This is a genomic window from Paenibacillus vulneris (assembly GCF_039543185.1).
Classification (GTDB): Bacteria; Bacillota; Bacilli; order Paenibacillales; family NBRC-103111; genus Paenibacillus_S; species Paenibacillus_S vulneris.
In genome coordinates this window covers 860,011-874,534 of sequence record NZ_BAABJG010000006.1, presented here as the reverse complement: position 1 = coordinate 874,534, position 14,524 = coordinate 860,011, and the positions used below count along the sequence as shown (strand labels likewise).

Genomic DNA, 14,524 nt, shown 5'->3' with positions numbered 1-14,524 from the left:
GAATTGAAAGGTGTTTATATACGAATGAATGCTTATCGCAAGACCGTGTTGTACGGCAGCATCAGTCTTCTGGCTCTTCAGCTCGCTCTGCCGCCTTTGGCGCCTTATGCGGAAGCGGCCGATCCGGCGGGAGCCCCCAGAATCACTATATCGTCGTCCTACGTGAACGACGGAGCAGCGGCTGCGTTCAGCTCCAATATTTCTTCCACCAACTCCGGCTATTTGACGCATCTGTCGAACGATAATATTGCCATGACGCGGGTAGACAGCGTCCAGCAGCTGTATTATACCGTTCCGAGAGCGGATGTAAGCGACGGCAGCTATATCGATCTGGATATCAGCTACTCCGAGCTGCTGCTTCCTGCGACTTCGACCATAACGGTCTCTATCGATGGAAGGCCGCTCAAAAGCATTCCGTTAACGAAGGAGACCAGCTCGCGTCTGACCAGCAGAATTCCGTTGGGCAGCGAAGACGTTACCCCCGGCTTTCATACGATTACAATTGAAAAGCACAGCACCATTTCCAACGATCTGTGCAATGATGAGGAGAACCCCGCGAATTGGTTGAAAATCAACCGGTCCTCGGTTATTTTCCTGAACACGACGACTTCTTACAGGACAACGGATTCATTAAGCAGTTACCCGTATCCGTTTGTAGAGCCGGGGATTCAGGATGAAATGTACGGAGCCGTTCTGGTTCCGGACCATCCTTCCGCCGATATCATCTCTGCAGCGATGAAACTGGCGACCTACTTGACGTCCCGGACGTCGACGAAGCGGGCAGCGCCTGTCCTGACGGAGTCCGAATGGCTCAATCAGAACCGTTTGCTTCCGGCGGTGGCCATGGGAGGCATCGATTCGTGGAACGGACCAGTCAAGCAAATGCTGTCCGAAAGTCCCGTTCAGGTGAGCAATCAGCAGATGAGCCTGGATACGTTCGTCGTTACCAACCAGGCGAATAATGAAAGCCGGCAGGTTCTTCTTGTCTCCGCAGCTGCCGATAAGGTCATTCATGATCAGATTCACGTGTTGACGGAGAAGAACTACGTCGATCAGCTGGCAGGCAATCACTTGTTGATTAACGAACAGCCCAAAGCATCCGATGTATCGAATGCAGCGAAGCCTATCACCTTTGAATCTTTAGGCTTTGCCAATATCAAGCTGGATAAGACAAGTGCTAATTCCGATCGGCTGACTTATTCCATCCCACCCTTCTGGAGCCTGACAGGGGAGAGCCAGCTGCTGCTGAAGGTCAGAGTGTCTCCGCTGCTTCAGAACGAAGCTGTTGATACCTCCGACAAAAACAAAAATGCATCGGTACCAGCGGATAGCGCAGGATTGACAGTAGTGATTAACGACATCCCCAAAACGTTCTCCTTCTCGGAAATCGTCAAAGCCAAGAAAGAGGACGACAGCTATCTACTTCCCATACCGCTCGCGCCGTATTTGAAGGGGAATAACAGCAATGCCTTGAATATGTCGTTCACGGCCCACTTGAATGAGGCGCATAACGTGTGCGGACCCAAGACCGATAACGGCAAATGGATCTTTATAGATAAGAGCAGCTCGCTTCAGCTGCCTCACGAAGTTCAGAAGGAAACGACCTTCAAGCATTGGCCGTCCCCGTTTGTTGGAGATCAAGGTCTGGATCATACCGTATTTTTGCTGCCTAAGGATCCGGACGGGGTTCTGCTAAGCCAACTGGCGGCCATGATTCGGGATATGACGAGCGGCTCGTCCGTGTCGTCTGCCGTTGAAATCGCGCAGGACCAGCAGCCTGATCTGGAGCAAAAGCTCAAAGGAAACAACGTCATTCTCGTTGGCAATCCGGATTCCTTCCAAGCTCTTCAAAGCTATAAGGACCAGCTCTTGATGAGCCCGGGCAACAGCCAGTTCGCTGCAGTCACCTCCAATATTATTAATGAAACGACGGAGTATGCAGCCTGGATTCAAGCTTCCCCTTGGGATAAAGACCGCGTCTTGGCGGTATTCCAGGCCGGGGCAAGCAATAAGCAGGCGAAGGATACGTTTATCCATGCCAATATGCTGAAGTTTTTAAATAACGAGCAGAAGTCCAGTCAGGTCGTTGTCATGAGCAAGTCCAATGAGGTATTATCACTCGACCTCAAGGGGCTGCAGGAAGCCAAGCCTGCATCGAACCCTGCAAGCTCTCCCGGTTCTAACCGTACCTTGTTATGGATGGCTGCTGCGGTCGGCGTAGTGTTCATCGTGGGTCTTATTTTGTTTATTCGTCTGCTTCGCCGTCCTAAATAATCTAGCTCAAAAACCCGATACCCGGCTTGATGCTGATCGGGTTTTTTGCATTATAAAAAATGTAAGAATTCCGGGATTCCCCACATAGTACCTGAATCGGCATTGGATCCAAGGCCCCACGTTATGGGATTATTTTGTCGCTTTTTTTGAAAATTAAGGATAAATGGACCATAAATCGATAGGAAAAGTCGAATCATGGCGATTCTTGTTCAGATTTTGTTTAGTTCTTGCTTGTATAATTTGGAACGATGAACATGCACTTTTCATATTGGTTTTTGAAGGGAGGGAAGTAATAGCGCGATCGGGACATGGTTTACAGAGGGTAGGGTTCAAGAAACGAGGAAATATGAAAAAGGAGTAAAAAAATGAAGCGACAGAAAGCCAAATGGATGTCATGGGTCCTCATGCTATGCATGATGGTCACCATGATGCAGCCGCTCACTTTGAAGGCCAATGCGGCCACGAGTGATACGAAGTGGGTAACGTTTAAGAATGATGATTTTGCAGATGCGAAACAGTTGAATCTCTTTAAGCTAAATGGTAATGCAAAGAACATTACAGACGACAAGGGCAGGAAGGTAATACGTTTAACAGAGAATGTAGGCCCTGTGTTTGGCAGTATGTTCAACAAAAAGATGATCACATCTACAAACAAGTACTCCTTCAGCACGTTCTTTAAATTCCGGTTGAATGCCAACGGCGCGAGTGACAGTCCCGCTGACGGGATTACTTTCGCTCTTCAGGCTCAGGCTAACGATGCAGGAGCTACGGGTGAAGGCATTGGCTACGGCGGAATTAAACCAAGCTTTGCAGTCAAATATGATACTTATCAAAATGGCAATTTGGGGGACCCTTCCAACAACTATATCGGCTTAGCTGTTAATGGCGTCGTTAGTAATACCAAGGCTGGCTGGTATACAAATGCAGCAGACTTAAACACGAAATTCGGTGTGAATCTTTCAGACGGAAATGATTATTATACTTGGATTGATTACGATGGAGATTCTCAAAATGTGAAGGTCTACATCGGCAAAACTGAAACACGGCCGCAAGTGCCAGCGATAAATGCCAGCGGAGTCGATCTGGAAACCATCTTCACAGGCAAACCAGGCGTTTATGCAGGCTTTACAGCTTCAACAGGCGGGTCTACAGAAACGCATGATATTCTGTCCTGGTATTTTGTAAACGAGTTGGATCCTATTGATACAACCACATATCAGTACAAACAAGCTCCAACGACAGTCAAAGTGAATGCAGTACCTACAGGTGAGCCTGGAAAATATAACGTAATCGCAACCATGTATGACGTAGATGGTAAGCCTGTACCTGATGCTCCGCTTACCTTCAAAACTCCCCAAGGAGACGTGCCTGCGCAAGCGGACAACAACGGTCAAGCAAGTATTGTAGTAGACTTCGGAAGCAATCCACCTAGCGACATTACGGCGATTGCTGTCGGCGGTGCTTACGCAACCGTGAAAATTCCTCCTGCACCGACGAACCTTGCTACGGGAACGACGGCTCAAACGGCGAACACGCTGAAGTGGAGCACGGTAACCGGCGCAACTTACTACAACGTATATAAAGACGGTGTTTTGCTTGCGACGAATGTTACAGGAGCTACTTATAATGTAACAGGGCTTACACCAGGAGAATTCGCAACATTTACCGTTACTGCTGTAACGAATAACGCGGAAGGCATTGCTGAATCTCTTCCTTCCAACAGCGTAACGCTGCCTATTCCAGTGGGGGTTGCTATCGATACCCCTCAATATACACTGCCGGTAGGCTCTACACATCAAACGGTAGTTTCCACCGTCTATTCTGACGGAAGCAAGACAGATGTAACGAATCAATCCACCTTTACTTCGACAAACAAAACTGTCGCAACGGTAGGACCGGACGGGCTGGTTACAGCGATCGGAGCAGGAACTACAGTTATCGAAGCCGTATATAACGGTAAGAAGGTTCAAGCAACCGTTACGGTACCTATTGCTGCACCGACTGGAGTTGCTACCAAGGACGTAACTTCCACCGAAGCGACGATTGTATGGAATGCGGTCCCGGGAGCGCAAGCCTACAACATCTACGATAACGGCAAATTAATTGCATCCGGCATCACGGATACTCAGTATAAAGCAATCGGATTGACGCCTGGATCAGAGCACAAATTTACCGTGAGTGCGGTTAGCAATGGCATCGAATCCAAGCCATCCGGCGAATCGGGCGCAACGACAACAACCTTGCGTGATCTGCTCGTGGATCCGGCAAATGCTATTCTCGTAACAGGAACAACTAAACAAACCAAAGCAAGCGCAGTGTATCTGGATGAGAGCGTTAAGGATGTAACGAAGCAAGCAACGTACAGCTCCTCGAATCCGGCTGTTGCTACAGTGGATGCTAATGGCTTGATTACAGCCAAAGCTCCGGGAACAACGACTATTACGGTTACCTTTGACGGCAAGACGACAACTCAAACGATTGTGGTACAAGATCAGGCTCCTGCATTCAACCTGACCTTCAGCACTTCGCCTGAGACTGTTGTAGCCGACGGCAACACCAAGGTGACATTGAACGCCAAAGCAACTTCTCCAAACGGCGAGCCTGTTGCCGGAGTACCGGTTACATTCCATTTTGGCAATGGCTCTACTGGCGATATTACAGTAATGACGAATGATCAAGGTATAGCTTCTGCGGAATATACAGTGCCGGCTCTGCAAGGCATTATCCCTGTTAGCGAAGTTATTACCGCAACGGCAACCGACGCGAAGTCCGGATTGTCTCAACAGCAAAGCGTTAATATGACGTATATGCCTGCTGCCGTAACCGGGTTCGTTATGGACCAAGTGACAGGCAAGCCTGCTGCCGGAGCAACCGTTGCAGTAACAGCTGATTTTGACGGCGACGGCGTAATCGATTTTAACTCGACAGTAACGACAGGACCGGACGGTTCTTATGTCATCCCTGTTCCTCGTGGTGACTTCACGTACACGATGAATATCGAGACACCGGTGCAAATCGGCAACCGAACCGTCACTCTGAAGCAAACACAAACAGCAGTTGTAGGTCCATTAAGCGGCGTTGGCCAAAAGGTTGACTCTGCCAACAAAATCAGTGGTGTATTGTTCGTTGCTTCTTCCGGATCGAACTCGCAGCCAAACGTAGGCAGCCTGTTCGGAAACGGAAATGTAAGCGTGCTGGTAGAAGGCTTGAACGGCAATTCCTTTAAGACTACACTTCCGCTAAATGCAGAAGGTAATTTCGAATTGGCCGACATACCACAAGGCGAATATAAAATTACGTACCAAATTAAAGCACCGAACGGAACATTATTAGCCGGACCATCGACAACAGTGAAAGTAAACAAGAACGGGGAATTGGGCGTTGTCTATTCCTTGATCGACCCATTCGGTGTGGTTACCGATGCGTACACCGGACAAGTTCTTGAAGGGGTTACTACGAAGCTGTACTGGGCGGATACAGAGCTGAACAAACAAAAAGGCCGTACAGCTCATACCGAAGTAAGCTTGCCAGAGCTGCCAGATTTTGCACCGAATAAAAACCATAACCCGCAAATAACGGATGCATTCGGACAGTATGCCTGGATGGTTTATCCGGATGGAGATTACTACATTGTTGCTTCCAAACCGGGTTATATCAATTACAACACTTTGGATGCCAAACCGAACGTAGAGGCAGCTAATGGCTCAACCAGCTATATCAAAGACGGCATCATCCATGTAGGACAAGATGTCATTGGCTTGGATTTCGCTATGCGCAGAATTCCTTCTTCGGATCGCCGTAGCTCCGGAGGCGGCGGCTCCAGCTACGTGCCACCGGTTACACAACCATCCTTAAACCTGACGGTTGACAAAAACATGGTCAAGGAAGGCGAACAATCTACGGTTACGATCGACTATAAAAACCCTACTACTTCTTCGATGAACGGCGTAATCACCTTTAACATCCCTAAAGGGGCGGAAGTGGTGAGCGCTGGCGGTGGTACGGTTAACGGCGACAAGATCACATGGAACATCTCCGATTTGCCTGCCGGACAAGACGGAAGCTTCAAGGTAGTATTGAAATGGGGTCTTCTGACAGCGGCTGACGCAGAGTTCGACCTTTCCGGTCAATTTGCAGTGAACGGAACAACGGATGTAAAAGCAGATTCCGCAGTGAAGGTGAAAGTATTCTCCGACCGCTTCGGTGATCTTAAGCACCAACGTTATATTCTCGGTTACCCAGATGGCAAATTCCATCCGGACAACACGCTGACACGCGCTGAGCTGGCAGCTATCGTTGCGAGATTAACGGAAAATGTGAACGTGAATGACGCTTTGGCTTATAACGATGTTCAAGAGAGCCACTGGGCGGCTAACTACATCAAGATTGCTACGAAGCATGGTTACTTCAGCGGCTTCGAAGACGGAAGCTTCCGTCCGGAAGCTCAGGTGTCCCGCGGAGAGCTGGCGTCCGTTATGGCTCGCTTCCTGAAATTAAGTGCTGCGTCGCCGACGGAGTATCACTTCCAGGATACGGAAGGCCACTGGGCTGCTAATGCTATTGAGCAATTGTACCGTGGTAAGTTCCTTGCAGGCTATCAAGACGGTTCGTTCAAACCGAACGACAGCATCCGCAGGGTTGAAGCGGTAACGATGATTAACCGTATGCTGTACCGCGGTCCTCTCCAAGGTACCGAGGTCGTATTCCCGGATGTTCCGGAAAGCCATTGGGGCTTTGGTGACGTGCAGGAAGCAACGATTTCCCACGAATCCACCCGCAATCAGAACGGAAGCGAAGCTTGGAAGAGCAAGCTTGCAGATGATGTGCAATAAAGAAACAACAAGAAACCGGTCATGCGCTGCATGGCCGGTTTTTGGGCTTTTATTCATTTTATGACGTTAACTATATAGGAGGAATGGTCTGCTAATAGTCGGGGGATTCCTTCGATTTCAGCCATGCTTCCATCTCATCACGTGCCATCGGCTTGCTGTAATAATAGCCCTGCATCACTTTGCAGCCTAATTGCTGAAGCAGCTCCAGATGCTCCTTGTTCTCGACACCTTCGGCGATGACGTCCAATTGCAGGCTCTCGGCCATCAATACGATGGCATGAATAATAGCCCGCTTGCTTGGATTATGCAGATCCATGGTGAACAGCCGGTCCAGCTTCAGGGCATCGATAGGGATTTGATCCAGCAGCCCGATAGACGAGTAACCCGTTCCGAAGTCATCCATGGATACTTTGACGCCGAGTGCGCGGATCGAGCTAAGCTGCCGTACAATGTCCTTGACATCGTAGAGAACCATGGACTCTGTAATCTCCAGCTCGAGCAAGGTGGGGGCGATGCCGGTTTTGGATAATACGGATTGTACGATGTCCAGCAAGCTGTCGCTTTTAAACAATCGTATGGAGAGATTGACGGAGAGCGGCTGGCGCAGCCCTTTTTGCTGAAGTCTCATGCATTGCTCGCAGGCCTCCTCCAGTACCCATCGCGTCAACGGGATGATCAACCCGGTCTCCTCGGCGATAGGGATGAACTCTGTCGGAGCAATGACACCGAGCCGCGGGTGGTTCCAACGAAGCAGCGCTTCAAAGCCATAGGGCCGATTCGTCATCACATTCCATTTGGGCTGATATTCAACGAAAAATTGCTGATGATCCAAAGCTCTGCGCAGATCCTTCTCCAGCTCCATTCGGCGCAGGGCAGCCGTTCCAGCTTCCTCGCTGTAGACAAAATATTGATTTTTGCCGAGGCCCTTGGCCTTGTACATGGCCGTATCGGCTTTTTTCAATAAAACCGAGCGGTCCGTTGGTTCGATACAACCGATGCTGATCCCTACGCTTGCCGTAATGTACAGCTCGTTGTTATCGAGATAGTAGGGCTGCTTGATCTTGTGCAAAATCTGATCGGCGAGCCGCTCGCACAGCTCTTGCTGACAGTCGCGGATAATAATGAGAAATTCGTCTCCGCCCATTCGGAACACCTGTTGTGTGCTCGTAATGAAAGGCCGCAGCCGGTTTCCCATTTCCTTAATAAGCATATCTCCAATGTGATGTCCTAGCGTATCGTTGATGACCTTGAACTGATCCAGATCGAGAAACAAGACCCCCAGGGAATCCTCATCCCGGTACGTATCGAAGAAACGGTTCATTTCATTACGGTTGGGCAATCCGGTAATCGCATCGGTGTAAGCCAGCTTCTCCAGCACATGGCGGTCAAAAAGCACGGCCCCCCAGGAGATCGTTAAAATGATAAGGACGGTAAAAGTGACTCCTGCAAGCAGCAGAGGGTCCATCATATTCAGATCTTCATTGACGAATGCCGGATGGGAAACATCCCGGAATACGGCCGCCTTCATCCCTGTATAATGCATGCCGCAAACAGCGAATCCCATGATCAGGGCAGACAGCCACTTAATCGATCGGGAAGCCGGCAGATTTCGGGAACGAAGCAGCAGTACCAAGGCGATATAAGATCCCGCCAAAGCGACCAAAGCGGACAAGATCCAATAGAATTGGTCGTATTCCAGCTGAAGCGGCATTTGCATGGCCGCCATTCCGGTATAATGCATACAAATGATACCGCTTCCCATAAAAAAACCGCCTACGGCGATCTTGTTCCTGCTCCTATTTTTAGGTATGGTAGTATAGAAGGCAATTAATGAGGCCGCGATGCTGGACGCCATGGATACAAGAGTCCACAGGGCATCGTAATGGACCGGAACGTGAAGGTGAAACGACAGCATTCCGACAAAATGCATGGACCAAATACCGCTGCCCATCACAAAGGAGCCTGCAAATAACCAGAAATGATGGATAGTTCCTTTGGACAGCGAGATTTTGGATGCAATATTTAAAGCCGCATACGAGGTCAGTATCGCAATGACAACGGAAAGCGATGCGATATAATAATTATAGGATCCTTCGATGGGCATAGATGAACCACTCCTTATGTGCGATAGAGGCCTTAGATGACATGGAGAGGGAGATAATGGATGAGCGAATGTATCCAAACATCCTGAAGCCTATTTACTATTAAAATGGTATTGTATCGCAGTACACTAAACAATTTCTGAACAATTTCCGGACACAAGGGCATTTCGTTGAAGCAGATGATATATACGACATCACGGATAAGTAAATGGAATGGGCTCCGCAGAAGGGTAAGGGGATAACGATGAAGGCTATTCTGGTGGATGATGAACGTCTTGCTTTGATGCAGCTGAACAAGCTGCTGGGGGATATGTCGGGAATCGAAGTGATCGGCAGTTATATGGAGCCGAATCAAGCTATAGAGGCGGTTGGAGCATTGCGGCCTGATGTGGTGTTCCTGGACATTAATATGCCGGAGATCTACGGCCTGCGGGCCGCTGAACTGATGCAGGAGGTCTGTCCTGCGGTCGAAATTGTATTCGTAACCGCGTATGACGAATATGCGGTTCAGGCCTTCGAGCTGAATGCGCTGGATTACGTCATGAAGCCTATACAGAGGGATCGATTGGCCCGTACGGTTCAACGGCTTCAGCAATCCGTAGAGGCCGTCCGTAAGCTGGAGGAAGAGCCGCTCCAGAACAGCTCCGTACTTATCCGTTGTCTGCAGACGATGCAAATCGAATTCCCCGGCAAGGAGCCGATTGCCTTGAAATGGCGTACCGCCAAGGCGCAAGAATTGTTCGCCTATTTATTCCACCACAGAGGGCAGTTGGTCCGCAAGGGGGAGCTGTTCGAGATGCTCTGGCCCGACTTTGAGATGGAGAAGGCCAAGACGCATCTGTATACGACGATTTATCAAGTACGGCAAGACTTGAAGCGAATGGGAGCGGACATTGAAATCCGCAGCTTAAGCATCAAGGAAGGGTACATGCTGGATGCTTCCCGGATACGTATCGATGTGGAGGAATGGGAGCAAGCCATCCGAGCGGCAGGAGCCGTGAACGAACAAAATTGGCAGGAGCATCAGCGGTTCTTCGAAATGTACACGGGAGACTATATGGCCGATTTCGATTATTTGTGGGCCGAGAACGAGCGGCAGCGTCTGCGGACGCTTTGGCTTCAGCAGGCGATGCTGCTGGCCGATTATTTTGCCCGCCAGGGGAAGATTACTGATGCAATGATGGTATATCACCGGATGCAGAGGCAATACCCGTATTACGAAGAATGCTACTTTGCCCTGATGCAGCTGTACGGCCTCTTGAAGGAGCGTACGGCGGTTGAAGAGCAGTACAAGCGTCTCGTCTCGGTACTGGAGGAGCTGGATGTAGCTCCGAACGAGAATATTGTGACATGGTACGAGCAGTGGAAGGGCTCAGGCCCCGGTTTGGCGCAGCCCGCCCCATAGAAAGAAGTTTACAAGCAGCTCCTGTCGAAGGGGGCTGTATTTTTTTTGTATATGTAGGCAAGCTACTCCATATTGTTGAGGGAACGCCCGAGGAAACGTTTCCGCTCATGCAACCACAAAAGGCCTTTCTTCCCGGAAAACCAAGCTCCTTAGCCCTGTCCTGACCCCTCCTGTTCATTTTTTGTTCAGAGCGGTTTGGTTAAATTAGAAGCAATGGTCAAAAAGGAGGATAATGACATGACAGCAGTTATGGTGGTAGATGATACGGCATTTATGAGAATGGTGATGCGTGGCATGCTGGAGGAGATGGGGATGAATGTCGTGGCGGAAGCGCGCAATGGCAAGGAGGCTGTGGACCTGTACGATAAGGTCCTGCCTGATCTCGTGACCATGGATATTACGATGCCTGAGATGGACGGTATAGATGCGCTAAAGCATATCAAGGGAAGGCATCCCCAGGCGAAGATTGTGATGTGTTCGGCCATGGGGCAAAGGGACATGGTGCTCGAAGCGATCCGCAACGGAGCCGCAGATTTCGTCGTGAAGCCGGTCCAAAAAGACCGGCTTCAGGAAGCCGTCGTCAAAATATTGGCATAGCTTCTTACTATATAAAGCCGGAAGCAAGTCTTCCGGATTATTCGATTCGGGGTGAAGTACATGTTGGAAGAAAAGCTCAGCAATCCCGACTCTATACATGCTGCCGTATTCGTGGATGGGATAAGGGCGGCCCTGAAGGAAGACCCGTTATTCTTTGTTTTCAAATACCATCTTTCCTTGATTCGCGACATGACGGAAGGATTGGACGAGAACATCACCGACGAGCTTATCACAGAGAGCGTGGCCATTATGCGGGAGGCTTGTCTTGACAGCCTGCAGTGCCCAAAATGCAGGACAGCTTTCCGATTCCGCCATTGCCGAAACCCATGCCCTTCGGGCAGGACGATCCATATCATAGAATTAAGCTGTGCAGGCTGCCGCGATGTATATACGTTAGCGGAGGACAGGGAGCGAGTGTCCTATCTTAGAGGAACATATTATTTGACTAAAAGCATTGTAAGACGCATCTGAAAAGCTGAACCCGCCGTATTCAATAGACTCCGTCCATTCTTCGAACCGGATTTCTCCTGAATATATTCTCCTACTGGTAGTTCTTCCGCTCAAGCTTCTTCTCTCTCAGGCTCTATCCCAACTTTTTTTTTCAAAACGAAATAAGATTCTCTCTTTCCTATGACATGATATACTAGAGAGGTAGGATTTTCCTCTTTTTATAGCATAGGGAAGGGATGGGTCCAGCATGGATTTGCGTCGGCTTCATCACTGCATTGTACATCAGCAGTTAGATGATGCGGAGGTGGCCGTCTTTGTTAAGGACTGGCTGCCGAGGATCGTAGAGCATCAAGCCAGACAAGAGGCAATAGGACAAAATCGGTCCATGGGAAGGAGTGATTACGAGGAAATTACAGATAAGGTACGGGATCTGGTATTTCAGAAAATCGGCTGCATCGAACCGGATAAGCTACGCGCGTGGGTCTGCCAAGCGGCCGCTTATACGACCAAGAATCATTTGAGGAAAAAAAGGCCGATCCTGTACGCGGAAGTGGAGGATGGCATTCTGAACTTAACGGTGCCCAAGGATTCGTCCATCTTAACGGATACGCAGCAGGACATGCTGGAAGAAGCGATCGCACTTCTGCCGCTGAAGCAGAGAAAAGCGTTGATCCTAAAGTACGTACAAGAGTATTCGGCCAAGGAAATCGCGGAGATTCTCGGCAGCAATGAAAATCAAGTAAATCAATGGTGTTTTCTGGCAAGAAAAAACTTGAACGAAAGGTTAGCCCAATATTTTAATAAGCGCAGGTCATCATAAACATTCATTTTGAAAACGATTCTGATGGGAGGGTTAGAACCATAGATTGGTTTTAACCTGCTCCCGGATGATTGATATAAATAGAATTAGATATAAGATTATATTAATAATAATTAAATAATAGATTAATAAATCATTGTATATTCAATATTTTATCATTTCATATTTTGGAGAGTTGATGTATGAATAAATGGAAATCCAATAACATCGATTCCGTACAATATTTTCATCATTTTTTAGAAGAAATGCTGGAGGAATACCCGTTTCATCAACATGAATCAGATCAACAAGCCTATCCTATGCACGAAAAAGATGAGGAATTACCGGAATTTCATCTGGAATCTTATCCGCTGGATTGTATATTGCTTATTCAATTTGCCTTGGAAGACCGTCAAATGAGTATTAAACAGCTTTCAGCTTATGCAGATATAAAAGAAGATCTTATTGAACAATTATTTCATCATTCTTTAATGCCGTGGGAGCTTCCCGACCATTCATTTATTAAACTTATTCAATATTTAAAATTAGATATTCAAGAAGTTATTGAAGGATTGAGATTATTACAAATTCCGCCTGCTCCTATTCTTTGGAATCAAATTAATGATATTAAAATCCAATTTAAAAGAAATACAGAAATGTGCTTTAAGGAGCCTTTGTCTGACTATGCCCGGAACTATAGGGAGCAGCATGAGACAAGTAGAGATCTGCTTATTCAAGAGCTTCAACTATTGAGATAATACCAGGGAAAAACCGCTGTGTTTCAGCGGTTTTTTCTATTTCTTCTTAAGATTTGTTTTCAGGCGGGACATATAAGAATTAGAAACAATTAGAGAAAAGTTATAATTTCAAAAGGAGAGATAGCGCTGATGTTCGCCGTATTTTACAGGAGTAAGAGATTGACCCGGGTGGGGACGGAATATGAAGCACGGATGGAGCTGGTCCGGCTTCAGGAATATTTTCTGAATCTGAAGATTCGAGAATGTGAGCGGAATGGATAGGAGGCTAGAGTCCACCTTGTATGGTGGTCTTTTCTATTTTATTGTGAGATGATGGAAAAATAGGGAGTCAGAACTTTTACATAGAGAAGAGGCAGAAGAATGGGTGGAACGTTAGAAGAAGCAATGCTAAAGGAATTGAAGATGTTAACGAACAAAGTGTATGAGTTGGAAGCGAACCAGCGGAATATGATGAAGCTGCTTAACGAAATGAATGATAGATGGTCTAACATGAGGCCGCCGTTCTCCTCGATGCCTCAATCGTCAGGTCCTTCCGAATCTCCTAAAATAAACGCCATAGTCACTGAAATACAAGGTCTGAAATCAATGATCGGCCAACTGGACAAGAAGCTGATGCAGAAATTGAGTAAGCTGGATGAGATAGGGAAGCCGGTTGTGCTGAATGTTTCGGTAGATTCCCAGCAAGCTGCGGTAGATATCAGTCCCAAACCAATCCTTTCGCGTGCAAGCCTGGCTCCGGATTCTTTTCAGGAAGAGAAAAGGGTTACTCAACTATTGGGTTACTTAGGCGTACCCAATCATATCAAAGGGTTTTCCTATTTAAAGGACGCCATTCTAATCGTGTTACGCGATTCTGAGGCTCATTTGGCGATAACTCGTCATGTTTATCCGGTCATTGCCGAGAAGTATCGAACCACTCCAAGCCGTGTGGAACGGGCCATTCGTCATGCCGTGGGTGTATGCTGGGTTCGGATTGATCCGGAGGTTATCCGAGAGGTTTTTGGGAGTACGAGTACTACAAGAAAGTCCGTGCCGACCAACCTGGATTTTATAACGATGTCTGCACGTTGGTGTCAAGTAATAGACATGAAAAAGTAAAGGTTGTGGAAACTATTTACAAACGGATAGGACACCGGTATAATAATCCAAAATGGCTGAGGAGGATTACCGAAATGAATATGAATTCTTATAGTTATATCATCGAATCCTATAGCCATCATCATAGTTAAGCGTTTGTAATACGGATTAACGAGTCCGTAGGTGCAAACGCTTCTTGGCGTTATACCTGCGGACTTGAAGCATAAGAG

The 14,524-nt window shown here is 47.9% G+C and carries 10 protein-coding genes; 9 read left to right on the top strand and 1 reads right to left on the bottom strand.

Annotated features, from left to right (window positions below; translation table 11 throughout):
* Positions 1-24: 24 nt before the first annotated feature.
* Both ABEA66_RS09425 and ABEA66_RS09420 read left to right on the top strand, forming a co-directional pair.
* Positions 25-2,274, top strand: a complete 2,250-nt coding sequence (locus ABEA66_RS09425; RefSeq protein ID WP_345587355.1) for a cellulose biosynthesis cyclic di-GMP-binding regulatory protein BcsB — start codon at positions 25-27, stop codon at positions 2,272-2,274.
* 365 nt (positions 2,275-2,639) lie between these two features.
* A complete protein-coding gene (locus ABEA66_RS09420; RefSeq protein ID WP_345587354.1) occupies positions 2,640-7,106 on the top strand; it encodes an S-layer homology domain-containing protein in 4,467 nt (1,488 codons plus the stop codon).
* Positions 7,107-7,197: 91 nt separating this feature from the next.
* Here ABEA66_RS09420 and ABEA66_RS09415 read toward each other — a convergent pair whose 3' ends face one another.
* Complete coding sequence (locus tag ABEA66_RS09415; RefSeq protein WP_345587353.1) at positions 7,198-9,210, bottom strand: bifunctional diguanylate cyclase/phosphodiesterase; 2,013 nt, start codon at positions 9,208-9,210, stop codon at positions 7,198-7,200.
* A gap of 242 nt (positions 9,211-9,452) precedes the next feature.
* Between ABEA66_RS09415 and ABEA66_RS09410 the strand changes: the two genes are divergently transcribed.
* The 7 genes from ABEA66_RS09410 (at position 9,453) to ABEA66_RS09380 (ending at position 14,315) form a co-directional block, all read left to right on the top strand.
* Entirely contained in the window at positions 9,453-10,613 is a 1,161-nt protein-coding gene (locus ABEA66_RS09410) for a response regulator (protein ID WP_345587352.1), read from the top strand.
* 237 nt (positions 10,614-10,850) lie between these two features.
* Positions 10,851-11,210: a response regulator gene (locus ABEA66_RS09405; RefSeq protein WP_345587351.1), complete on the top strand. Its 360-nt coding sequence runs from the start codon at positions 10,851-10,853 to the stop codon at positions 11,208-11,210.
* Between the two features lie 60 nt (positions 11,211-11,270).
* A complete protein-coding gene (locus ABEA66_RS09400; RefSeq protein WP_345587350.1) occupies positions 11,271-11,681 on the top strand; it encodes a hypothetical protein in 411 nt (136 codons plus the stop codon).
* A gap of 226 nt (positions 11,682-11,907) precedes the next feature.
* Positions 11,908-12,480, top strand: coding sequence for an RNA polymerase sigma factor (locus ABEA66_RS09395; protein WP_345587349.1), 573 nt, complete (start codon positions 11,908-11,910; stop codon positions 12,478-12,480).
* A 182-nt stretch (positions 12,481-12,662) separates the two neighbouring features.
* Positions 12,663-13,217, top strand: a complete 555-nt coding sequence (locus ABEA66_RS09390) for a hypothetical protein (protein ID WP_345587348.1) — start codon at positions 12,663-12,665, stop codon at positions 13,215-13,217.
* 129 nt (positions 13,218-13,346) lie between these two features.
* Complete coding sequence (locus tag ABEA66_RS09385) at positions 13,347-13,478, top strand: hypothetical protein (protein ID WP_256865421.1); 132 nt, start codon at positions 13,347-13,349, stop codon at positions 13,476-13,478.
* A 99-nt stretch (positions 13,479-13,577) separates the two neighbouring features.
* Positions 13,578-14,315 carry a sporulation initiation factor Spo0A C-terminal domain-containing protein gene (locus tag ABEA66_RS09380; RefSeq protein WP_345587347.1) on the top strand — a complete coding sequence of 246 codons (738 nt, stop codon included), beginning with the start codon at positions 13,578-13,580 and terminating at the stop codon, positions 14,313-14,315.
* The last annotated feature ends 209 nt before the right edge of the window (positions 14,316-14,524 follow it).